Annotated in this window: 22 protein-coding genes; 16 read left to right on the top strand and 6 right to left on the bottom strand. The window is 72.7% G+C overall.

Annotation, left to right across the window (positions count from 1 at the left end):
- A complete protein-coding gene (locus N912_RS0105720; protein ID WP_245645188.1) occupies positions 1 to 399 on the bottom strand; it encodes a DUF5313 family protein in 399 nt (132 codons plus the stop codon).
- A gap of 73 nt (positions 400 to 472) precedes the next feature.
- Here N912_RS0105720 and N912_RS0105715 point away from each other — a divergent pair, with 73 nt between their 5' ends.
- Entirely contained in the window at positions 473 to 931 is a 459-nt protein-coding gene (locus tag N912_RS0105715; RefSeq protein ID WP_028921687.1) for a MarR family winged helix-turn-helix transcriptional regulator, read from the top strand.
- On the opposite strand, the gene N912_RS0105710 is transcribed toward N912_RS0105715, so the two are convergent.
- The gene (locus N912_RS0105710; RefSeq protein WP_037063594.1) at positions 928 to 1575 is read right to left on the bottom strand and encodes a GntR family transcriptional regulator; all 648 of its coding nucleotides are present in this window, start codon (positions 1573 to 1575) and stop codon (positions 928 to 930) included. The genes N912_RS0105715 and N912_RS0105710 overlap by 4 nt on opposite strands.
- A gap of 99 nt (positions 1576 to 1674) precedes the next feature.
- On the opposite strand from N912_RS0105710, the gene N912_RS0105705 reads away from it, so the two are divergent.
- The 6 genes from N912_RS0105705 (at position 1675) to N912_RS0105680 (ending at position 7481) form a co-directional block, all read left to right on the top strand.
- Entirely contained in the window at positions 1675 to 2451 is a 777-nt protein-coding gene (locus N912_RS0105705; RefSeq protein WP_028921685.1) for an SDR family NAD(P)-dependent oxidoreductase, read from the top strand.
- 35 nt (positions 2452 to 2486) lie between these two features.
- Positions 2487 to 3890: an APC family permease gene (locus N912_RS0105700; protein ID WP_028921684.1), complete on the top strand. Its 1404-nt coding sequence runs from the start codon at positions 2487 to 2489 to the stop codon at positions 3888 to 3890.
- On the top strand, positions 3887 to 5488 hold the full coding sequence (locus N912_RS0105695) for an alpha-amylase family glycosyl hydrolase (RefSeq protein WP_028921683.1): 1602 nt from the start codon (positions 3887 to 3889) through the stop codon (positions 5486 to 5488). Before N912_RS0105700 ends, N912_RS0105695 begins: the two co-directional genes overlap by 4 nt.
- Positions 5485 to 5850, top strand: coding sequence for a sensory rhodopsin transducer (locus N912_RS0105690; RefSeq protein ID WP_028921682.1), 366 nt, complete (start codon positions 5485 to 5487; stop codon positions 5848 to 5850). The genes N912_RS0105695 and N912_RS0105690 overlap by 4 nt, the downstream gene beginning before the upstream one ends.
- A gap of 111 nt (positions 5851 to 5961) precedes the next feature.
- On the top strand, positions 5962 to 6735 hold the full coding sequence (locus tag N912_RS0105685; RefSeq protein WP_051579936.1) for a GntR family transcriptional regulator: 774 nt from the start codon (positions 5962 to 5964) through the stop codon (positions 6733 to 6735).
- A complete protein-coding gene (locus tag N912_RS0105680; RefSeq protein ID WP_028921680.1) occupies positions 6732 to 7481 on the top strand; it encodes a sulfite exporter TauE/SafE family protein in 750 nt (249 codons plus the stop codon). Before N912_RS0105685 ends, N912_RS0105680 begins: the two co-directional genes overlap by 4 nt.
- On the opposite strand, the gene N912_RS0105675 is transcribed toward N912_RS0105680, so the two are convergent.
- Both N912_RS0105675 and N912_RS0105670 read right to left on the bottom strand, forming a co-directional pair.
- A complete protein-coding gene (locus tag N912_RS0105675; RefSeq protein ID WP_245645187.1) occupies positions 7460 to 8080 on the bottom strand; it encodes a TetR/AcrR family transcriptional regulator in 621 nt (206 codons plus the stop codon). The two genes, N912_RS0105680 and N912_RS0105675, sit on opposite strands and share 22 nt — an antisense overlap.
- A 5-nt stretch (positions 8081 to 8085) precedes the next feature.
- Positions 8086 to 9231: a pyridoxal phosphate-dependent aminotransferase gene (locus N912_RS0105670; protein ID WP_028921678.1), complete on the bottom strand. Its 1146-nt coding sequence runs from the start codon at positions 9229 to 9231 to the stop codon at positions 8086 to 8088.
- A 172-nt stretch (positions 9232 to 9403) separates the two neighbouring features.
- Between N912_RS0105670 and N912_RS0105665 the strand changes: the two genes are divergently transcribed.
- The 8 genes from N912_RS0105665 to N912_RS0105630 are packed head-to-tail and all read left to right on the top strand — an operon-like array spanning position 9404 to position 17658.
- The gene (locus tag N912_RS0105665) at positions 9404 to 10177 is read left to right on the top strand and encodes a LamB/YcsF family protein (RefSeq protein WP_028921677.1); all 774 of its coding nucleotides are present in this window, start codon (positions 9404 to 9406) and stop codon (positions 10175 to 10177) included.
- Positions 10174 to 10890: a 5-oxoprolinase subunit B family protein gene (locus N912_RS49705; RefSeq protein ID WP_037062857.1), complete on the top strand. Its 717-nt coding sequence runs from the start codon at positions 10174 to 10176 to the stop codon at positions 10888 to 10890. Before N912_RS0105665 ends, N912_RS49705 begins: the two co-directional genes overlap by 4 nt.
- A complete protein-coding gene (locus N912_RS0105655) occupies positions 10883 to 11881 on the top strand; it encodes a 5-oxoprolinase subunit C family protein (RefSeq protein WP_028921676.1) in 999 nt (332 codons plus the stop codon). The genes N912_RS49705 and N912_RS0105655 overlap by 8 nt, the downstream gene beginning before the upstream one ends.
- Entirely contained in the window at positions 11878 to 12516 is a 639-nt protein-coding gene (locus tag N912_RS0105650; RefSeq protein WP_028921675.1) for a 4-carboxy-4-hydroxy-2-oxoadipate aldolase/oxaloacetate decarboxylase, read from the top strand. The genes N912_RS0105655 and N912_RS0105650 overlap by 4 nt, the downstream gene beginning before the upstream one ends.
- The gene (locus N912_RS0105645; protein ID WP_028921674.1) at positions 12513 to 13334 is read left to right on the top strand and encodes an SDR family NAD(P)-dependent oxidoreductase; all 822 of its coding nucleotides are present in this window, start codon (positions 12513 to 12515) and stop codon (positions 13332 to 13334) included. The genes N912_RS0105650 and N912_RS0105645 overlap by 4 nt, the downstream gene beginning before the upstream one ends.
- Positions 13331 to 14494: an NAD(P)/FAD-dependent oxidoreductase gene (locus tag N912_RS49700; RefSeq protein WP_064745156.1), complete on the top strand. Its 1164-nt coding sequence runs from the start codon at positions 13331 to 13333 to the stop codon at positions 14492 to 14494. Before N912_RS0105645 ends, N912_RS49700 begins: the two co-directional genes overlap by 4 nt.
- A 27-nt stretch (positions 14495 to 14521) precedes the next feature.
- Entirely contained in the window at positions 14522 to 16360 is a 1839-nt protein-coding gene (locus N912_RS49695; protein WP_084210603.1) for an APC family permease, read from the top strand.
- On the top strand, positions 16357 to 17658 hold the full coding sequence (locus N912_RS0105630; protein ID WP_028921673.1) for an MFS transporter: 1302 nt from the start codon (positions 16357 to 16359) through the stop codon (positions 17656 to 17658). Before N912_RS49695 ends, N912_RS0105630 begins: the two co-directional genes overlap by 4 nt.
- Here N912_RS0105630 and N912_RS0105625 read toward each other — a convergent pair.
- Positions 17655 to 18563, bottom strand: a complete 909-nt coding sequence (locus N912_RS0105625) for a LysR substrate-binding domain-containing protein (RefSeq protein ID WP_028921672.1) — start codon at positions 18561 to 18563, stop codon at positions 17655 to 17657. The genes N912_RS0105630 and N912_RS0105625 overlap by 4 nt on opposite strands.
- Before the next feature lie 71 nt (positions 18564 to 18634).
- Between N912_RS0105625 and N912_RS0105620 the strand changes: the two genes are divergently transcribed.
- Positions 18635 to 19630 (top strand): YeiH family protein, encoded by a 996-nt coding sequence (locus N912_RS0105620; protein WP_028921671.1) that lies wholly within the window; start codon positions 18635 to 18637, stop codon positions 19628 to 19630.
- Here N912_RS0105620 and N912_RS49690 read toward each other — a convergent pair.
- A complete protein-coding gene (locus N912_RS49690) occupies positions 19553 to 20224 on the bottom strand; it encodes a TetR/AcrR family transcriptional regulator (RefSeq protein WP_064745205.1) in 672 nt (223 codons plus the stop codon). The two genes, N912_RS0105620 and N912_RS49690, sit on opposite strands and share 78 nt — an antisense overlap.
- Between the last annotated feature and the right edge of the window lie 84 nt (positions 20225 to 20308).

Here is a 20308-nt window from a genome sequence, read left to right as displayed (position 1 = left end):
TCAGCGGCGCCAGATCTGGGCGTAGCGCTCGGCCTGGGCGCGCCGCTGCCGGGCATGCGCCGCGTCCTGCACCGCCCGGGCCGTGCCGACCGGATACCCGGCCTTGGACGCCCGGTGCTCGACGATCTCGTGCATGTAGGCGAACGAGTAGAACAGCCCCAGCAGCAGCCCCGCCGCCACCGCCGCCGACCTGATCACCAGCGAACCCGGAACCACCAGCAGCAGGATCGCCGCAACCGGCGCCACCTGCACCAACGCCCGCACCAGATGCCGGGCCGGCCAGGTGCGACAGGTCAGGTCGTGCAACACCCAGCCCCGATACCTGACCGGGAGCCCGCCGCCGAAGGCGTACCACACCCAGCGCACCGGATCGGGTCGTCGCACCGGCTCATCGGGCAACGTTCGCTCCTCCCGCTCAAGCGTCGCATGGCACACCAACCGTTGGTGCACCAACCGAATGTACGCTGACCGGATGGCGACCACCGACGTCAGTGACCCAGCCGACATCGACCTGCTGGCGCTCGACAGGCAGGTGTGCTTCGCGCTGGCGGTGGCGGCGCGGTCGGTCATCGCGCTGTACCGGCCGCTGCTGGAGCCGATGGGGCTGACCCACCCGCAGTACCTGGTGATGCTCGTGTTGTGGGAGCGCGACCCGCGCTCCGGCCGCGAGCTGGCGTCCCTGCTGCGCCTCGACCCCGGCACCCTGAGTCCGTTGCTCAAGCGGCTGGAGTCGGCCGGCCTGATCACGCGGCGGCGCGACGCCGCCGACGAGCGGTCCCTGGCCGTGACCCTGACGCCGGCCGGACGCGCGCTGCGCGAACGGGCGCTGCGCATCCCGCCGGCGATCATCGACCGGCTGGGCATGCCGCTGGATCAGCTCGACGAGCTGCGCACCGTGCTGAACGGGGTCATCGCGGCCGCGCAGGACTAGGCCGAGTCCAGCAGGGTCTCGGCGGCGGTCACGATGTGCTCGTGCAGCGCGCGGTGCAGGTGGTCCCGGCCGTCGTCGCGGATGGCCTTGACCAGCGTGATGTGCTCGTCGGTGATCGAGTGCAGCCGGTGGGCGGGCTCGCCGAGGCGGTGGAACTGCACCCGCAGCCGCCACTGGATGCTGCCCCAGAGCTGGCTGGTCTGGGCCGAGCCGGCGGCGTCGACCAACGTGCGGTGGAAGCGGACGTCGGCCTCGGTCACCGCGCGCAGGTCCGCCCGGTCCGCGGCGGCGCGCATCTCCGCGGTCACCTGGTCGAGCTCGTCGCACAGCCGGGCGCGGTCCCGTTCGACGGCCCGGTCGAGCGCGTACCGCTCCAGGTGCAGCCGCAGCGGGAGCAGCACGTTGCGCAGCTCGTCCTCGGTGATCTCCGCAACGAACGAACCCCGGTTCGCGTAGTGCACCACCAGGCCCTCGGACTCCAGCTGCCGCAGCGCCTCCCGCACCGGGGCGGCGCTCGACCGGAAGTCCGCGCTGAGCTGGTCCTGCCGTAGCTGATGCCCCGGTGGCAGCTCGCCGGTGATGATCGCCTCGCGCAGCGCACCCGCCACGTAGCCGCGGGTCGAGCGGGGGCCGTCATGGGTCATCACGAGCGCAGCATACGTCATTGCCGATTGACGATTATCGATAATCGTCTTAGTGTCTGCCGCTGACGCGGAGGACGGCCCCGGCAGAACGGACGCGAGATGAGCCGACGAATGGTGATCGTCAGCGGCGGCGGTTCAGGCATCGGACGCCAGGCGGCCCTGCTGGCCGGCGCTTCGGGCATGTCGGTCGCGGTGTTGGACGCGGACGGGGTAGCCGCCCGGCGGACCGCGGCCGAGGTGTCGACCGACGCGGGCGCGCTCGGTCTGGAGTGCGACGTGACCGACGAGGACGCGGTCCGGCGCTGTGTGGAGCGGGCCGGGCGCGAGCTGGGGGCGCCGCCCACCGGCCTGGTCGCCGCCGCCGGGGTGGACATCGGCGGGCCGGCGCACGCGATGCCGGCCTCGGACTGGCGGCGGGTGCTCGACGTCAACCTCACCGGGTCCTACCTGCTGGCCCGCACGGTGATCGGCGCGCTGTTGGAGGCCGGCGCCGGAGGGTCGCTGGTGCTGTGCTCGTCCCCGGCGGCCTTCGTGGCGTTCGCGGCCGGCGGGGCGAGCGCCTACGCGGCCAGCAAGGGCGGGGTGTCCGCGCTGGTGCGCACCCTGGCGGTGGACTACGGCCGGCACGGCATCCGGGTCAACGCGATCGTGCCGGGGCCGACCGAGACCCCGCTGATGTGGGCCTCGGTGCCGGCGGGCGAGCGGGCCGCGATGGCCGCCCAGGTGTGCTCCGAGGTGCCGCTGGGCCGCATCGCCGACCCGGTCGAGCCGGCCCGCGCCGCGCTGTGGCTGCTCGGCCCCGACTCCTCCTACGTCACCGGCTCGCAGCTGGTCTGCGACGGCGGCGTGCTCGCCAAGGCCTCGATCAGCGTCTGAGCTGCCCCGCCCCTCGGTTCAAAGGAGACCCGACCATGACCGACCAGCCAGCGCTGCGCCGCGACGCGGTGTCGATGACCGGCGCCACGGTGATCGGGATGTCGTTCATCGCCCCGGCGGCGGGGATGGCCTTCCTGCCGCAGGTCGTCGCCTCGCAGGCCGGGGCGGCGGTGCCGTTGGTGTACCTGCTGGCGGTGGCCGGCTCGATGTGCCTGGCGTACACGATCGCCCAGTTCACCAGGTGGGCGCCCAGCGCGGGCTCGTTCTACACGTTCAACTCCCTGGGTCTGGGGCCGGCCGCCGGGTTCGTCTCCGGCTGGCTGCTGCTGCTCGGCTACCTGGGCGGGTTCCCGCAGAACATGCTCGCCTTCGGGTCCAGCCTGTCCGCCGTGCTGGCCAAGCAGGCCGGGGTGGCCGTGCCGTGGTGGGTGTTCACCGCGGCCGGCACCGTGCTGATCGCGGCCATCGCGATCGGCGGGCTGGGGTTGTCGGTGCGGGTGGACCTCACCATGCTCGCCATCGAGGTGCTGGTGATCGCGGTGCTCGCGGTCGTGATCGTGACCGCCGGCGGCGCGCACGGCAACACCGCCGAGGTGTTCACCCCGAGCGCGGGCGGCGGGCAGGCCGGCGGGCTGTTGTTCGCGCTGGTGTTCGCGTTCAACACCATGGTCGGGTTCGAGTCGGTGGCCACCGTGTCCGAGGAGACCAGGGACGCCCGCCGCACCATCCCCAGGGCGGTGATCGGCTCGGTGCTGCTGACCGGCGTGTTCTTCGTGTTCGTCACCTACGCGGTGACCATCGGCTTCGGCGCGGACAACGCCCGGGCACTGGCCGACGACCCGCTGCCGCTGGACACCCTGGCCAACCGCTACCTCGGCCGGGGCTACTCGGTGCTGATCGACCTCACCGTGATCTTCTCCGCGTTCGCCGTCGCGGTGGCCGCCGGCAACGGCCTGACCAGGGTCATCTACGCCATGGCCCGGGACCGCGCGCTGCCCAGCGCGCTCGGGCGGCTGCACAGCCGCCGGCGCACCCCGCACGTGGCCGTCGCCGCCGTCGCGGTGCTGGCGCTGGTGCTCGCGCTCGGGCTGGGGCTGGCGTTCGGGCCGTACCCGAGGGCGTACAGCTACCTCGGCGCCTTCACCGGGCTGCCGGTGCTGATCCTGTACGTGCTGGTCGCGGTGTCGCTGGGCAGCTACGTGTGGCGCCGGCGGCGCGCGGAGTTCCGGCCGGTCAAGCACGTGGTGGTGCCCGCCGCCGGCGCGATCCTGGCCGGGCTCGCGGTCTACGGCTCGTACCACCCGCTGCCGGAGGGTCCGTTCCTGTGGATCAACTTCGGCTTCCTCGGCTACCTGTGCGTCGGGATCGCGCTCGCCGCGGTGCTGCGCCGGCGCCGGCCAGAACTGATGCGCGACATGCGAAAGGTGGTGGCGGAATGACCTGGTGGCGACGAGCGGTGATCTACGAGATCTACCCGCGCAGCTTCGCCGACGGCAACGGCGACGGGATCGGCGACATCCGGGGGATCATCGGCAGGCTGGACTACCTGGCCGGCACGCTGGGCGTGGACGCGATCTGGTGCGGCCCGCTGTACCCGTCGCCGCAGGTGGACTTCGGGTACGACATCAGCGACATGACCGACATCGACCCGGTCTTCGGCGACCTGGCCGACTTCGACGAGCTGGTCGCCGCCGCGCACGCCAGGAACCTGCGGGTGATCATCGACTTCGTCCCGAACCACACCTCGGACCGGCACCCGTGGTTCGTCGAGTCCCGGTCGAGCAGGGACAACCCCAAGCGCGACTGGTACGTCTGGGCCGACCCGAAGCCCGACGGCTCGCCGCCGTCCAACTGGACCAGCGAGCAGGGCGGCTCGACGTGGGAGCTGGACGAGCACACCGGCCAGTACTACCTGCACTCCTTCCACCGCGCCCAGCCGGACGTGAACTGGCGCAACCCGGAGCTGCGCGCCGCGATGCTGGACGTGTTGCGGTTCTGGCTGGACCGGGGCGTGGACGGGTTCCGGATCGACGTGCTGCACATGATCGCCAAGCACCCGGAGCTGCGGGACAACCCGGTCCGCGAGCATCCGGAGCCGAACCCGACCGACCGCCAGCACCCCGACTACGACACGCAGTGGCACGTGCACGACCGCATGCACCCCGACCTGCACGGCTACATCCGCGAGATGCGCGCGGTGCTCGACGAGTACAGCGAGCGCACCGGCCGCGAGCGGATCGCGATCGGCGAGATCGAGGCGATGCCGTGGGACGCCTGGGTGGCCTACCTCGGCGAGGAGCTGGACGGCGTGCACTTCACGTTCAACTTCAACTTCATCGAGGCCGGCTGGGACGCGGAGTCGCTGCGCGGGAGCATCGAGGCGCAGGAGGCGGCGCTGCCCGCCGGGGCATGGCCGAACTACGTGCTCTCCAACCTGGACCGGCCCCGGCTGGCCACCCGCAACGGGCCGGACAGCGTGCGGGTGGCCGCTATGCTGCTGCTGACCCTGCGCGGCACGCCGACGCTGTACTACGGCGACGAGCTCGGGCTGGCCGACATCGACATCCCGCCGGCGCAGTGGCAGGACCCGCTGGGCCGCGACCAGGAACGGGCGCCGATGCCGTGGACGGCGCGCGACAACGGCGGCTTCACGGGGCCGGGGGTGCGTCCCTGGCTGCCGGTCACCGCCGAGTACCTGTCACGCAGCGTCGAGAGCCAGCTGGCCGACGAGGGCTCGGTGCTCGGTCTCTACCGGCGGCTGCTTGCGGTGCGCCGAGCCAGCCCCGCGCTGGTGGACGGCGACCACGAGCCGATCGACACCGGTGCCGCCGGCAAGCACTGCCTGGCCTACCTGCGGCGGCATCCCGACCAGACGCTGGCCGTGCTGCTCAACCTCGGCCCGGACGAGACGACCATCGAACTCCCGGCACCGGGCGGCGTCGTGCTGTCCAGCCACGACCCGGTCGCCACGACCGGCCCGGGGACAGCCGTGCGGCTACGCGGCTACGAAGGAGTGATCGTGGAGATCGCGCAATGATCGGCCGGAACCGGTGGGTGATCGCGGACGGCTGGATCCCGCCCACCAGCACCGGCCCGGAGCCGGACATGCTCAGCCACGACAGCGTGTGCATGCTCAACCCGAACGACGCCGACGCGGCCGTCGAGCTGCTGGTCTACTTCACCGACCGGGAGCCGGCCGGCCCGTACCGGCTCACCGTGCCGGCCCGCCGCGCCCTGCACCGGCGGATGAACGACCTCACCGACCCCGAACCGATCCCACGCGGTGTCGACTACTCCGTCGTGATCACCGCCGACCAACCGATAGTCGTCCAACACACCCGGCTCGACTCCCGCCAGCCGGAGAACGCCTTGATGAGCACGATCGCCTACCCGACCTGACCGGGTGGCGGAACGGCCGGTGACGACCGCATCCTGGCTTGTCGGGCGTTTACACAGGTCAGCGAGGGTGGCGTAACTCTGGCGTAATGAGAGCGGGTTAGCGTGGCCGTCATGCAGCCAGCCGTCGATGCGCCCGGAGCCCGATCCGACTGGGTGTCCTCCCGGCCCAGGGCCGAGCGGGCCCGGCGGGTGGCGGACGGGTTGCGGCAGCAGGTCACGGCGGGCCGGTTCGCCGACGGCATGCTGCCGGACGAGCGCGAACTGGCCGCCCGGTTCGGGGCGTCGCGCAACGCGGTGCGGGAGGCGCTGGACCTGCTGCGCGGCGAAGGGCTGATCACCCGCCGGCGCGGGGTGGGCACCATGGTGGCGCTGCCGAAGTACGGGCACGGGCTGGACCGGCTCGCCGGGCTGGCCGAGACCCTGGCCGGCTACGGCACCGTCACCAACCAGGTCCTGGTGGCCGAGGCGGTGACCGAGCTGCCGGCGGCCATCGCCGAGCGCCTGAACGTGCCCGTCGAGGCGGGCGGGGTGCACCTGGAACGGCTGCGGTGGCTGGACGGGTCGCCGCTGTCGCTGGACACCACCTATCTGACCGCCGACGTGGGTCGCGGCGTCCTGGAGGGCGACCTGGCCGGCCGGGACGTGTTCGGGTTGATCGAGGAAACCACCGGCCGGAAGCTGGGCCACGCCGAGGTGACCGTCCACGCCGTCACCGCCGATCCGGACACCGCCGCGCTGCTGCGGGTCCCGGCCGGGGCGGCGCTGTTCGCCCTGGAACGCCTGACCCACCTCGGGGACGGCCGGCCGGTCGACGCGGAGTCCATCCGCATCCGCGCCGACCGGATGGCCCTGCGCGCCACGATGCACCGCGGCGCCCGATCATGACGGTTCTCGTCGCTCTGGCGCTGTTCGGGTTCGTCGGCGGCGTGGGCATCACCGCCGTGGGCCCGGGCGGGATCCTCCCGACGATCGGGTTGTTCGCGTTGACCGGGCTGCCGCCCGCCGTGGTGGCGGGCACCGCGATCGTCACCCACGTCGCCACCGGGGCACTGGGCACCGCCGCCTACGCCCGCTCGGGTCACCTGCGCGAGCCCGGTACCCGCCGGGTGGCACTCGTACTCGCCGCCACCGCGGTGATCGGCACGCCGGCCGGGGTACTGGTCAACACGCTGGTGTCCAAGCGGGTCTTCGGGTTGATGCTCGGGGTGTTCGTGGCGCTCGTCGCCGCCCTGGTCTGGTACCGCGAACGACACCGTCCGTCGACCGCGCCGGCCCGCCCGTCCACCCCCGTGGTCGCAGGCCTCGGCTTCGCGGTGGCCCTCGCCGCCGGGATCGTCGGCATCGGCGGGCCCATGCTCACCGTCCCGCTGCTGGTCAGCCTGGGGGTGCCGGTGCTGGAGTCGCTCGCCTCGGCCCAGGCGCAGTCCGTGGTCATCGCCGGCGTCGGCACGCTGGGCTACCTCGCCCAGGGCGCCATCGACTGGCCGCTGGCCGCGCTGGTCGGTATCCCGGAGCTGGCCGGTGTGCTGCTCGGCTGGAAGATCGCCCGCTCGCTGCCCACCCGCCGGCTGAAGCTCGCCCTGGTCGTCACCCTGTTCGCCCTGGCTCCCTACCTGGCTCTGCACGGCTGAGGCGAATTCAGGGTCCAGCCCCGCAGCGCCGCGTAATAGGTGGCGACCATTTTCCGGATCGCGCCCTCTTCGGAGAACCCGGAGTCGAGCAGGTCGAGTATCTCGCGGGGGTCGAACAGGATGTTGTACAGGAACAGTGCGTAGTCGAACTCCTCGTCCGGCACCCCGATATCGCGCATCACGCTGCGAACGGGACGTTCCCAGGCATCGCGCACGGTGGAGATGACGACGTCGTTGTCGCGCAGCCGGTGCAGGAAACCTTCCCGGGCGCGCAGTTGCACCATGGCGCTGCCGTAGAGCCGCAGCAGCCGGAACCACTCGTGCACCACGTCCTCGAACAGCGCCTTGCCGGTGCGTGGGCAGTCGTGGCTGTAGTCCCGCAGGGCGACGATCACGCCGTGCAGGTACGCGTTGAGCAGGTCTTCGAGGCTGGAGTAGTAGCGGTAGGCGGTCGCCACCGACAGCCCCGCCCGCTCCGCGATCAGCGGCATGGCGGCCCGGTGCGGTTCGGTGCGCAGCACCTCGCCGGCGGCTTCCAGCAGCAGGCGCCGGTTGCGCCGTGCGTCGCTGCGCATCTTGGGGGGTTTGCCCGCATCCACGATTCTCAGGGTGTCTCCCTACGCGTGAGCACGGCCTCGATGCGATCGAGGCCTCGGTCGAGGGTATCGAGGTCGGCCGCGAACGACAGGCGGATGTGCCCCTGCCCACCGGGCCCGTATTCGCTTCCCGCCCGGACCGCGACGCCGCCGCGCAACAACCGCCGCGCCATCTCGACCGACGGCAGGTCGCCGCCGTATCTCGCGAACGCATAAAACGTGCCGCTCGGTTCGTTGATGTCGACGGCATCCATGGCGCGAAGCCGTTTCACCACCAGGTCGCGCCGCTCCCGGTAGGCGTCGAGCGCCGAACTGGCGAGCCGGGGCCCGAGCCGTAGCGCGGCGAGCGCGGCGCGCTGGGCCACCGCGTTGATCGAGGAGTTCATCGTCCGGTGTGCCTGCCGGATCACGTCGGTCAGCTCCGGCGGCGCCACGACGTATCCGACCCGCCACCCGGTCATCGCATAGGTCTTCGACAGCGTCTGGCAGTAGATGAGCCGCTCGCGCAGCGACTCGATGCGCAGCGTGGAGACGAACTCGGCGTCGTAGACGATGTCGGCGTAGGCCTCGTCGGCCATGACGAGGGTGTCCGTGCCCTGGAGCAGGTCACCCAGCGCGGCCAGCTCGGCCCGCCCGAACACCGCGCCGGTCGGGTTGACCGGGTTGCACAGCATGATCATGCGCGCGCCCCGGACGGCCCGCCGCAGCGCGTCGAGGTCGAGGCCGTGGTCGTCGGTGGTGGGCACGAACACCGGCTCGGCGCCGGCGAGCCTGGCCGCGTCCGGGTAGAGCGAGTACGTGGGTTCGGGGATGACGACCCGGTCCCGCGGGTCGAGGGTGGCCAGCACGGAGCTCGTGATCGCGCCCGCCCCGCCGTGGCTGACCAGGACCGACTCCTCGGTGTAGTCGTGCCCGGACAGCGCCGTCGCCCGTGCGGCGATCTCCGCGCGCAGCTCCGGGTCGCCGTTGAGGTCGCCGTAGTGGGTGTAGCCGTCCCGCAGCGCTTGCACCGCCGCCTCGACGATCGGCTCCGGGGTGGGGAAGTCGGGCTCGCCCATCGCCAACGAGACGGTGCCGGACGGGTGTTCGCCTCCGTGCGGACGCAACGAACCCCGGCGCACCCGGGTGATCGCCTTGGATGGCCGGAGCAGCACCTGCGGGTCCCTTCGTTCGAGTCTGACCGACCAGGCCACCGTAGCTCCCCCGCCCGCCCAATGCGAGAGCAAGCTCTTAGTTCTTGGCGCATCACTAGGGTTGACAAGCACGACAGCGGCGCCCAAAGTAGCTAGCTAACTGAGAGCTGTGTCGCAGATAAGGGGTGGGTCGTTGGGTGCGAAGGTGGACCTTCTCGCCGACCTCGGGGAGAGCTTCGGCGCGTACTCGATGGGCGATGACGAGGCGCTGCTGGAGCTGGTCACCTCGGCGAACGTCGCCTGCGGGTTCCACGCCGGCGACCCGAGGGTGATGGACCGGACGGTGGCCGGGTGCGTTCGGCGCGGGGTGGCGGTCGGGGCGCACCCCGGTTTCCCCGACCTGGCCGGTTTCGGGCGACGCCACCTGGACCTGAGCGGGCACGAGGTGGTCACCGACGTGCTGTACCAGTTGGGCGCGCTGGAGGCGTTCGCCCGCGCGCACGGCACCCGGCTGCGTCACGTCACCCCGCACGGCAAGCTGGGCAACCGGGCGATGGCCGAGGCGGACTATGCCAAGGCGCTGGTGGAGGCGGTCGCGCGCTTCGACGCGTCGCTGGTGGTGGTCACCCAGGAGGGGGTGCTGGCGCGGGCGGCCCGTGCGGCGGGCCTGGCGGTGGCCGTGCTCGGCCTCGCCGACCGCGCCTACCTCGACGACGGCACCCTGGTCCCCCGAGGGCGTCCCGACGCGGTGATCACCGACGACGAGGCGGTGGCCGGGCGCGTGGTGCGGATGGTGACCGAGGGCGTGGTCGAGTCGGTGAGCGGCGCCGAGATCCCGGTCGCCTGCGACACGGTGCTGGTGCACGGCGACACGCCGGGGGCCGTGGTGCTCGCGCGCCGCATCCGCGACGAGCTGGCGCACGCCGGTGTGCGGATCGCCCGGTTCTCCGGAGCGAGCCCGAGGTGACGGCCACCGTCCGTCTCGACACCCGCCCGTACGGCGACTCGGCGGTCCTGGTTCGCGCGCACGGTGGCGACGCCGAGCAGCGCTGGCGGCGGGTCCAGTCGCTGGCCGGTGCGCTGGGCGCCGGGCTCCCGCCGGGCGTGGAGAACGTCGTCGCCACCTACGACTGCGTGCTCGTCGAGTTCGATCCGGACGTCTCGGCGCATCGGGACATCGCGCGCGCGGTGTCTCGGGCCGCCGGTGTAGAAGGCGACGCCGCGGCCCACCCGCCGCGTCGGCTGTTCCGGGTGCCGGTCGTGTACGGCGGGGAGCACGGACCGGACCTGGACGACGTCGCGGACTGGCTGGGCATGACCGCGACGCGGCTGGTCGAGTGGCACGGCGGCGTCGACTGGATCATCCGGTTTCGGGGCGCGCCGGTCGGTGCGCCGATGATGGAGGGACCTCGGTTCCCCCGGCCGGTGCGGCGCCATCCGGAGCCCCGCATCGCCGTGCAACCGGGATCGGTGGCGCTGGCCGGCGAACAGGGAGTGATCTATCCGGTGCTGTCGCCGGGCGGCTGGCGGATCGTCGGGCGAACGCCGCTGGCGCTGGTCGACTTCGACCGGAACCCGCCCATGCCGTATCGATCCGGCGACCGCATTCGGTTCGTCCCGATGGACCGGAGTCGATGGGCCGAGCTCGCCGACCGGCCGCTGGAACCGGCCGATGGGTGAGGCGCTGGCCGTCCACCTGGCGGGCCGGGCGGCCGTGACCGATCTCGGGCGGCCGGGCATGGCCGGGCACGGCATCCCGGTCAACGGCGCCGCCGACCAGTACTCGGCGCGGATGGCGAACATCCTGGTCGGCAACGACGAACGGGCCGCGCTGATCGAGATCACCGCCACGGACCTGGTGGTCAGCGCCTCCCGGCCCGCGCTGGTCGCCGTCACCGGTGCGCCCGCGACGCTGACCGTGGCGGGCGTGGCACATCCGCGGTGGCAGCCGCTCTGCGTCGACGCCGACCAGCCGGTGGCGATCACCCAGATCAACAGCGGGCTGCGCGCCTATCTCGCGGTCCGGGGCAGGCTGGACGCCCCGAGGGTGTTCGGCAGCTGCGCGCCCGACCCGGTGTTGGGGGTGGGCCGCTGGCTCGCCGAGGACGACCGGCTGGGCGTGGACTCCGACTACGAGCCGGTCAGCCATCCGCTCACCCAGCCGGTCCTGCGGGTGGGTGACGAACCGCCGTGGCCGTCGGACCCGTGGACGGTGGACCTGGTCGAGGGGCCCGACCTCGACTTCTTCGCCGACCCGCTGGCGGTGCTGGAGTCCGGCGAGTACGTCGTCGGCTCGCGCAGCAACCACATCGGCATCCGGCTCGAAGGCCCGCGCCCGACCCGGCTGCGCGACGCGGAGATCCTCTCCCGGGGATCGCCGCTCGGGGCGCTGGAGGTGCCTCCGGTGGGGGAGCTGCTGGTCCTGCAGCGGGGGCGCCCCATCACGGCCGGATACCCGGTGGTCGCCGTCGTCACCCGGTGGTCGAGCTCGCTGCTCGGACAGGCGCGACCGGGCCAGCGCCTGCGGCTGCGCGTGCGCGAACTCGACGACGCCGTGCGCGCCCACCGCGCCCGGGAACGCCAACTGCGCGACGTCGCCCGCCGCGTGCGCGTCGCCTTCTCCAGCCTCGGCATAGCTGTCGCACACGGGACACAGGAGGAACGTCCATGACCACTCAGGCACAGCTCGGCGCGCTGCGTCGGCTCGGGGCCGCCACCGTGCACGAGGCACAGGGCGGAACCGGCGCCATGGACAGCGCCATCAAGCCGCTCGACCCCACGATGGTGCTGGCCGGACCCGCGCTCACCGTGGACACCCGGCCGTCGGACAACCTGGCGATCCACCGTGCCATGACCGTCGCGCGCCCCGGGGACGTGCTGGTGGTGGACGCCAAGGGGTTCACCGAGGCGGGCCCGTGGGGCGATGTGCTCACCGTCTACGCCCAGCAGGTGGGCCTGGCCGGGTTGGTGATCGACGGCTCGGTGCGCGACAGCAGGGCCATCGTCGAGCTGGGTTTCCCGGTCTTCTCGCGCGGGGTCTGCATCAAGGGCACCGCCAAGAACCAGCCGGGCGCGGTGGGCCGGCCGATCACCTGCGCGGGCGTCGCCGTGCACCCGGGCGACGTCGTGCTCGGCGACGCGGACGGCGTCGTGGTGGTGCCCGCCGCCGAGCTGGACCGGGTGCTCGCCGCCGCCGAGGAACGCGAGCGCAAGGAGGAACGGTTCCGGGCCGCGCTGCGCGACGGCGAGAGCCTGCTCGACCTGCTGAACCTGCGCGACCGCCTGACCGACAAGGGGAACGAATGAGCACCGCACGGCTGACCGGGAAGGTCGCCATCGTCACCGGCTCGGGCCGGGGGATCGGCCTGGCGATCGCCCAGCGGTTCGCCCGCGAGGGCGCGAAGGTGGTGGTCGCCGACATCCGGGAGGACAACGCGCGCGCGGCCGCCGAGGGCATCGAGTCCGAGCTGGGCGCGGGCACCGCGATCGCCGTCGGCGCCGACGTCGGGCTCGCCGCCGACGTCGACCGCATGGTCACGGCCACCACCACCGCGTTCGGCACCGTGGACGTGCTGGTGAACAACGCCGCCGACACCAGCGGCCAGAAGCACTTCTTCGAGGCCGACGAGCGGTGGTGGGACGACATCCTGCGGTCCAACCTCAAGAGCCAGTACCTGTGCATCGACCGGGTCGCCCGGATCATGGCCGCCCAGCGGTCCGGCTCGATCATCAACCTGTCCAGCGGCGGCGCGACCAGGTCGCACCGGGGCATGATCGCCTACGACGCCTCCAAGGGCGGCGTCGAGGCGCTCACCAGGTCCACCGCGCTGGAGCTCGCCCCGTACGGCGTCCGGGTCAACACGATCGTGCCCGGCCTGATCGCCACCGGCCCGGACGAACCGGAGTGGTCCCTGCAGCGGCGCGACCGGACGGTGCCGCTCGGCCGGGGCGGCACCGCCGAAGACCTCGCCGGCCCGGCCGTGTTCCTGGCCTCCGAGGACGCCGCCTACGTCACCGGCAGCAAGCTCGTCGTCGACGGCGGCGTGCTCGTCCAGCAGCGCAGCCCCCAGGTCGACACGCTGCGCCCCGAGGACTACCCCGACGTCCCGCCCGGCCCCCGATGAGCACCGCCGACGTGGTGGTGCTCGGCGCCGGGATCGTGGGCGCGAGCTGCGCATACCACCTCGCCGCCAGGGGACGGCGGGTGGTGGTGCTGGAGCGGCGGGACGGGCCCGCCCAGGGCAGCACCGGGCGGTCCAACGCCTGCGTGCGCGCGCAGTGGACCGACCCGACGAACATCGCCCTGTCCTGGGGCGGGATCCAGGCCTACCGCGACTTCGAGGCCCGACACGGCGTCGACGTCGGCTACCGGCCGTTCGGCTACCTGCTGCTCGTCCCGGAGCACCGCTGGGACGACCACCTGCGCGCCATGGAGCTGCAGCGTTCGATGGGGGTTCCGGTCAGCGCGGTCACCGTCGCGGAGGCCGGCGAGCGGATCCCGTTGACACCAACCGGGCTGGCCGGCGCGACCTGGTGCCCGGCCGACGGCGGGGTGGACCCGCACCTGGCCACCACCGCCTACCTCGGGATGGCCCGCCAGCACGGCGCGCGCGTGCTGGCGCGCAGTCCGGCGGTCACGATCGAGCACCGAGGCGACCGGTGGGCGGTCCGCACCCCGGACGCGGTCGTCGAGGCCACCGCCGTGGTCAACGCCACCGGAGGCTGGGCGGGTGAGGTCGCCGGCCTCGCCGGACTGACCGTGCCCGTGCACCACTCCCGCCGCATGATCTTCGCCAGCGCGCCGGTGCCGGACCGGAGCCGGGTGCCGATGACCATCGACCTCACCACCGGGTTCTTCATCCGGGGCGAGAACGGCCGGCTGCTCATGGGCTACGGCGGATCCCACGAGCCCCCGGTCTACAACGACTCCCTGGACTGGGACTGGCTGGAACGGGTCATGCTCGCCGGCATCGACCGCTTCCCCTGGCTCGGCGACCTGCCGATGGACCGCGCCGCGTCGTGGGCCGGCACCTACGAGGTGACCCCCGACCACCTGCCGTTCGTGGGCGCCATGCCCGGCGCCGAGGGCTGGTTCAACGCCTGCGGGTTCTCCGGTCACGGGGTCATGCAGGCACCCATGGCCGGGCTGCTGGTCGCCGAGGAGGTGGTCGACGGCCGGGCGCACACGATCGACATCGACACCCTGCGGATCGAACGGCTGTGCCAACTACCAGGCCAACCACCAGGCCAACCACGAGCCGGCGCCGCCGAGCTCGTCTTCTGACTTTCTTCCAACGATGGAGAAAAGCCCATGCACGATCATTCCCCGTTGGCGGGGTTCGAGGCGTCCGACGCCGAGCTGAAGAAACGGATCGGGCTGTGGGGCCTGATCGCGCTCGCGGTGAGCCTGCAGATCGGCTCCGGGTGGCTGCTGGCCACGCTGGCCGCCGCGAGCATCGCCGGCCCGGCCTCGATCGTGTCCTGGTTCCTCGGCGCGGTGTTCTTCGGCGTGATCGGGGTGGCCTGGATGGAGTTGGGCACGATGTTGCCCCGCTCGGGCTCCACCGTGCGCTATCCGCACCTGAGCCACGGCTCGTTCGTCGGGTGGTTCAACGGGTGGGGCTACCTGGTCGCCGCGGTCGCGCTGCCCGCGCTGGAGGCGCAGGCGGCGCTGGCCTACCTCGGTGGGCGGTGGCCGTCGCTCGGGCTGCTCGCCACCGACGGCGGAACCACCGTGGTCGCCTGGCCCAACGGCGTGCTGGCCGGGTGGTTCCTGCTGGCGGTGTTCTTCGTGCTCAACGTGTTCGGCGCCCGCCTGCTCAGCGAGGCCAACAAGTGGGTCACGCTGTGGAAGATCGCCATCCCTCTTGCCACCACAGTGTTGCTGTTCACCGCGTTCCGGAGCGCCAACCTGACCTCGTTCGGTGGCTTCGCCCCGCAGGGCCTGGCCGCGGTCCTCGGCGCCGTGTCGAGCGGCGGCATCGTGTTCGCCTACGGCGGGCTGCGGCAGATCCTCGACTTCGGCGGTGAGGTGCGCAACCCCCGCCGGAACATTCCGATCGCGATGTACGTGGGCGGCCTGGCCATCCCGCTGGCCATCTACGCCCTGCTGCAGGTGGGCCTGCTCGGCGCGCTGGACTGGGGCTCGGCCGGCGTCGCGCCCGGCGACTGGGGCGGGTTGCTGCAGGGCCGGTGGGCGTCGTCGCCGCTGTTCGCGGCGTTGACGGTCGCGGGCTTCGGCGGGTTCGCCACCATCCTGCTGGTCGACGCCATCGTCGCGCCGTCCGCGACCGGTTGGGTCTGGTTGGGGATCGCGGCCCGCACCGTGTACTCGTCCTCGGTGAACCGGGACCTGCCGTCCGGCTTCCAGCGGCTCAACCGGTTCGGCGTGCCGGGGCCGGGGCTGGCGGCCTGCACGGTCGTCGGGTTCGTCTTCTTCGTGCCGGGGTCGGGCTGGTACCGGCTGGTGGGGATGGTGTCCTCGGCGCTGGTGCTCAGCTACCTGCTCGGTGGGCCGATGCTCGCCGTGCTGCGCCGCACCGCCCCCGACCTGCACCGCCCGGTCCGGGTGCCGGCGCCGCACTTCTGGGCGTGCGCCGGCTACGTCGCCAGCCTGTGGGTCATCTACTTCTCCGGGTGGGCGACCCTGACGACCCTGCTGACGGCCGTCTTCCTGGGCCTGCCCATCTACGGCGCGCACATCAGCGTGCGCAACGGCTGGTCCGCGCCGACCCCGACCCGCGCCCTCTCGGCGGTGTTCACCCTCGCGTGGCTGGTGATCGCCTGGCGGGGCGGTTGGGTGTTCACCGGCGGCGAGGGGAGTTGGGGCTTCGGGCTCTACTTCGGGGCCTTCTGCGTCTGCATCTGCGCGTTCCTCGCCGCCCTGTGGTGGCTCAGCACCGCGACCGGGCGGCGGCACGTCACGGCCGGCCTGTGGGTCGTCGCCACGCTGCTTGCCACGTTGCTCATCGAGTACCTGGGTCAGTTCGGCCCGCTGCCCGAACCGCCGCTGGCCTACGGGCTGGACATCGCGTTGGTCGGCCTGGTCGGGTTCGGAACCTACTTCTGGGCGGCGCGAAGCGGGTTCGCCACCGACCGGATCGCGGAGATCCTCGCCAGCCGGCCGGCGATGGCGGGGGAGGCCAGGTGAGGGTCGCGAACACGGCGCCGCCCGCCGGCAGGACCGTCAACCGGGTCACGCTGGCCGGCACGCTCGGGATGTACCTGGAGTTCTACGACTACGCGATCTACGGATTCCTCGCCGGCAACATAGCCACCGTCTTCTTCCCCGGCCACGATGCGACGGCGGCGCTGCTCGCCACGTACAGCGTGTTCGCGCTCACGTTCATCTTCCGCCCGCTCGGCGGCCTGGTTCTCGGTTCGCTCGCGGACCGGATCGGGCGGCGTACCGTCCTCGTGCTGTCGCTGACGCTGATGACGGTCTCCGTCGCGGTGATCGGCGTGCTGCCCGGATACGCCAGCATCGGGGTCACCGCCACGGTCCTGCTCATCGCGATGCGCCTGCTCCAGGGGTTCTCGGCGGGCGGCGAGGTGGGCGCGGCGATCACATTCGTCGCGGAGTACTCACCGAGCGGCCAGCGCGCGCTGCGCATCGCCTGGGTGCAGATGGGCTCGTTCTCCGCGCTGCTGACCGGAACCCTGCTCGCGTGGGGCCTGAGCGGCGCGTTGGGCGAGCCCGCCATGGACTCCTGGGGGTGGCGGATCCCGTTCCTGGTCGCCGTTCCGCTGGGCGTCATCGGTTATCTCATCCGCGCCCGGCTCGACGAGACCCCGGTGTACCGCGAGCTGAAGCAGACCGAGCGGGTCGCCAGCTCACCGGTGAAGGAGACCCTGCTGTCCGGCCCGGGGCTGAAGAACCTGTCGCGGGCGCTGCTGATCCCGCTGCTCAACAGTTCGGGCTACTACGTGCTGTTCGTCTACATGCCGACCTACCTGAAGACATCGCTGCATTTCAGCACCGGGAAGGCGCTCGCCCTCACGGCCGCCGGGCTGATCGTCCTCATCGCGTGCATGCCGTTCGCCGCCGCTCTGTCCGACCGGATCGGGCGGCGCCCGGTGCTCCTGTCCTCGGCCGTGGCGATGGCCGTGCTCGCCTGGCCCGCCTACCGGCTCATCAGCCTCGGCAACCTGGCGGCGGCGCTGGCCGGCGTCGTGCTGCTCGCCGTCGCGTTCTCCGGGCACACCGGCGTCGTGCACGCGGCGCTCATCGAGCTGTTCCCGACCCGCGTCCGCAACACCGGCTACTCCATGGGCTACAACATCAACACGGCGGTGTTCGGCGGCGGCGGGCCGCTGCTGATGACCTACCTGATCGCCCACACCGGCGACACCGGCTTCCCCGCCTACTACGCGATCATCACCGCCGTCGGCACCGGCATCGCCGTGCTGCTGACCCACGAGACCGGCCGCAAGGAACTGGTTGCCTAGCTCGCCGCCCGCCGGCGGAGGACCTGGGCGAGCAGGTCGGCCGCCGCTCCGGTCGGCCTGGTACCGCTGCGCCACACCGCCCGCAGCGCGCGGCCGAGCTCCATGCCTTCGGTCGTCACCTCGACCAGCGAGCGCGTCGCCAGGTCGGAGGCCACCTCGAGCTCGCTGATCAGCGCGGGGCCGGCGCCGGCGGCGACCGCGCTGCGCACCGACGTGCTGGACCCCAGCTCCAGCAGCGGGCGGGCCAGCTCCCGACCGCTGGCGGCCACCGCCCGGTTCGCGGCCTCCCGGGTGCCCGAACCCGGCTCGCGGCTGACCAGCGCGGTGGCCGCCAGCTCGTCCGGACCCACCGGACGCCGCCGCCGAGCCCACCGGTGCTCCGGCGGCACCACCAGCACCAGCCGGTCGCGCGCGACCGTGCGCGAGCGCAACCCGGCGAGCGGACCCGGCGACTCGATGAAGCCAAGGTCCACCGCGCCGTCCCTGACCTGCTCGCAGACCAGGGCGGAGTTCATCACCCGCAGCCCGACCCGCAGCGTCGGCGCGGACCGGCGCAGCTCGCCGAGCCAGGCCGGGAGCAGGTGCTCGGCCACGGTCAGGCTCGCGGCCACGCTCAGCTGCGCCGCGCTGTCCCTGGTCAGCGCCCGCACCCCGTCGAGCAGCGCGGTGACCTCGTCGAGCACCCGCTGCGCCCAGCCGCCGACCAGGACCCCGGGCTCGGTCAACGCCGAGCCGCGCCGGCTGCGGTCGAGCAGCCGCAGCCCGAGCCGCCGCTCCAGCGCGCTGATGCGTTTGCTCGCCGAAGGCTGGCTGATGCCGGCCTCGGCGGCAGCGGCGGTCAGGCTGCCGCGCTGTGAGACCAGCACCAACAGCCGCAACGACTCCACGTCCGGTAGGGCTGTCATGCACTCAGGTTATGACGTGAGGCCGAGGTCGCGGCTACCACCTGCGCGTTGTGGGCCGCATCGTCGGTTACATGGCAACGACACCGTTGAGTGTGTCCGGCGAGCGGGTGCTCCCCGGGCTGTGCGCGGCCGCCGTCGGCACCGCGATCGCGTTGGCGCTGAACCTGGCGCTGCCGTCGGTGAGCGCGCTGACCGCGGCCGTGGTGCTCGGGGTCCTGGTGGGCGGGGCGCTTCCGGCGTCGACCCGCCCGGGGCTGGGCTGGGCCACGAAGAAGCTGCTCCGCCTCGGCGTGGTGCTGCTGGGCCTGCAGCTCGGCCTCGCCGACGTGGCCGGCCTCGGGTTCACCACGGTGCTCGCGGTGGTCGCCACCGTGCTGCTGGGGTTTGCCGGGACGCTGCTGCTCGGCCGGCTGGTCGGGGTGTCGCCGGGGCTCGCGCTGATGGTCGCGACGGGGTTCTCCATCTGCGGGGCGTCGGCGATCGCGGCGATGGACAGCGTGACGCGCACCGAGAAGGAGGACGTCGCAACGGGGGTCACGCTGGTCACGCTGTACGGCAGCGGGGCCATCGCGCTGGTGCCGCTGCTCGGCGACCGGCTCGGGCTGCGGGGCCCGGCGCTGGGCACCTGGGCCGGGCTGAGCGTGCACGAGGTCGCGCAGGTGGTGGCGGCCGCCTCGCCGGCGGGCGCGTCGGCGGTGGCCATCGCGGTGGTGGTGAAGCTGACCCGGGTGGTGTTGCTGGCGCCCATGGTCGCCGGCGTCGGCATGGTGCGCCGGCGCCGGGGCGTGGCGACGGGGGAGCGCCCGCCGCTGGTGCCGCTGTTCGTGGTGGGGTTCCTGGCCATGATCGCGGTGCGCAGCTCCGGCGTGCTGCCGGCGTTCGTGCTCTCCGCCGGGCAGACGCTGACCACCGTGATGTTCGCCGCCGCGCTGTTCGGCCTCGGCAGCGCGGTCCGGCTGGGCGCGCTGCTGCGCACCGGCCGGCGTGGCCTACTGCTCGGCGCGCTGTCCACCGTGCTGGTCGGCCTGGTCGGGCTCGGCGCGCTGGCGGTATCCGGCGGGCTGTGAGCCTTCGCCGGGCCTCCCGAAGAGCATGTCGAGCTGGTCGTCGAGGGCGGCCAGCGCGGCCTCCGGGGTGCACTGCTCGGCGAGGGTGTGCGCGGCCAGCCCGTCCACCATGGCGACCAGCGCCGCCGCGGCGTGCCCGGGGTTCGGCCGGTGCGGCCCGTTGGCGAACCGGATCTTGTCGGCGATGAACGCTCGCAGCTGGTCCATCCCGTCCCGGAGGGATGCGGCGATCGGTGGGGACACCGCGGCGCGGGCGCCGAATGCCACGGCTACGTGCGCCTCCAGGCGCCGCTGCTCGTCGAGGGGCAGCATCTCGACCATCAGCGTACGCACCGCCTCCCTCGGCGGCCCGTGCTCGAGCACGTCGAGGTGCCGCCCGATTCGCGCCTCGGACTGCTCGCTCACCGTCTGCAGCGCGAAACGCAGCATCTCGTCCTTGGTGCGAAACCAGTGCTGCACCATGCCCATCGAGACGCCCGCCTCGGCCGCGACGTGCCGCAGGCTCACCGCGTCGAGCCCGTGGGTGGCCGTCACCCGCCACAGCGCCCGCGCGATCTGCTCGCGCCGCGCGCGCGGATCAACACTCTTCGGCATCGCCACATCCTGTCACCATGCAATTGCATTGCTTCCCGAGGCGTGACGCGTGACAATGCGACTGCATCGTTACGGAGGGAAGCC

The organism is Actinospineispora acaciae DSM 45401, from assembly GCF_000620785.1.
GTDB lineage: Bacteria > Actinomycetota > Actinomycetes > Mycobacteriales > Pseudonocardiaceae > Pseudonocardia > Pseudonocardia acaciae.
Note: the sequence above shows the minus strand (reverse complement) of the source record. Positions and strands in the feature narration are given on the sequence as shown.